Origin of the sequence: Phenylobacterium sp. (assembly GCF_036677185.1) — a bacterium.
In the GTDB taxonomy this organism is placed as follows: domain Bacteria; phylum Pseudomonadota; class Alphaproteobacteria; order Caulobacterales; family Caulobacteraceae; genus Phenylobacterium.
Genome location: NZ_JAKFEN010000003.1, coordinates 1 through 1572, shown reverse-complemented (window position 1 = coordinate 1572; position 1572 = coordinate 1). Strand labels below are relative to the sequence as shown.

2 protein-coding genes are annotated in these 1572 nt (G+C 66.8%); both read left to right on the top strand.

Annotation, left to right across the window (positions count from 1 at the left end):
- The first annotated feature begins 33 nt into the window (after window positions 1-33).
- On the top strand, window positions 34-1287 hold the full coding sequence (glyA, locus tag V6M51_RS00025) for a serine hydroxymethyltransferase (RefSeq protein WP_332763537.1): 1254 nt from the start codon (window positions 34-36) through the stop codon (window positions 1285-1287).
- An 85-nt stretch (window positions 1288-1372) separates the two neighbouring features.
- On the top strand, window positions 1373-1572 hold a 200-nt coding region (locus tag V6M51_RS00020), incomplete at its 3' end, for a serine dehydratase beta chain (RefSeq protein ID WP_332763535.1).

Sequence of the window (1572 nt, the reverse complement as noted above, 5' to 3'; positions counted from 1 at the left end):
ACCCGACAAGAACAACAACCGAGGATCCTCGCCATGTTCAGCAAGCACGACCAACTGCACGGCTACGACGACGCCCTGCTCGCCGCGATCGAGGCCGAGGAGCGGCGCCAGGAAGATCACATCGAGCTGATCGCCTCGGAGAACTACGCAAGCAAACGGGTCATGCAGGCCCAGGGCAGCGGGCTGACCAACAAGTACGCCGAAGGCTACCCGGGCAAGCGCTACTACGGCGGCTGCGAGCACGTCGACCTGGTCGAACAGTTGGCCATCGAGCGCGCCAAGCAGCTGTTCGGCGCCGACTACGCCAACGTCCAGCCGCACTCCGGCTCCTCGGCCAACGCAGCGGTGTACCTGGCGCTGCTGAATGCCGGCGATACCATCCTCGGCATGAGCCTGGCGCATGGCGGCCACCTGACCCACGGCGCCAAGGTGTCGTCCTCCGGCAAGCTGTACCACGCCGTGCAGTACGGCATCGACGCCAACGGCCTGATCGACTACGCCGAAGTGGAGCGCCTGGCCGTCGAACATAAGCCGAAGATGATCGTCGCCGGCTTCTCCGCCTATTCGCGCACCCTGGATTTCGCCCGTTTCCGTGAAATCGCCGACCAGGTCGGCGCCCTGCTGTTCGTCGACATGGCGCATGTCGCCGGACTGGTCGCCGCCGGGCTGTACCCCAACCCGATTCCGTTCGCCGACGTGGTCACCAGCACCACCCACAAGACCCTGCGCGGCCCGCGCGGCGGCCTGATCCTGGCGCGCAAGAACGAGGAGATCGAGAAGAAGCTCAATTCCGCGGTATTCCCCGGCGCCCAGGGCGGCCCGCTGATGCACGTGATCGCGGCCAAGGCGGTGTGCTTCAAGGAAGCCCTGGAGCCCGGCTTCAGGGACTACCAGCAGCAGGTGATCAAGAACGCCCGGGCCATGGCCGAAGTCTTCCTCGGCCGCGGCTACGACGTGGTCTCCGGCGGCACCGACAACCACCTGATGCTGATCAGCCTGGTCAAGCAGGGCCTGACCGGCAAAGCCGCCGACGCGGCGCTCGGCGCCGCGCACATCACGGTGAACAAGAACGCCGTGCCGAACGACCCGCAGTCGCCCTTCGTCACCTCCGGCATCCGCATCGGCACCCCGGCGGTGACCAGCCGCGGCTTCAAGGAAGGCGAATGCCGCCAGCTGGCCGGCTGGATCTGCGACATCCTCGGCGACTTGGACAACCCGGCGGTGCTCGCGCGGGTCCGTGGTCAGGTCGGCGACCTTTGCGCGACCTTCCCGGTCTACGCTGATTGATAAGGCACGCGCCGCCGCTCTTGCCCCCTCTCCCTTCGGGAGAGGGCTGGGGTGAGGGGAAGTCGACGCCGCCCTGGAGTTAAGCATGTCACTCAGCGTTTTCGATCTATTCAAAATCGGCATCGGCCCGTCCAGCTCGCACACGGTCGGGCCAATGCGCGCCGCTGTGCGTTTCGCCGAAGGCCTGCGCCGCGACGATCTGCTGGCGGCGACCACCTGCATCAAGGTCGAGCTGTACGGCTCGCTCGGCGCCACCGGCAAGGGCCACGGCAGCGACAAGGCGGT

Coding starts and splice junctions, on each gene's coding strand:
- glyA (WP_332763537.1), top strand. CDS start 34: ATGTTCAGCAAGCACGACCAACTGCACGGCTACGACGACGCCCTGCTC.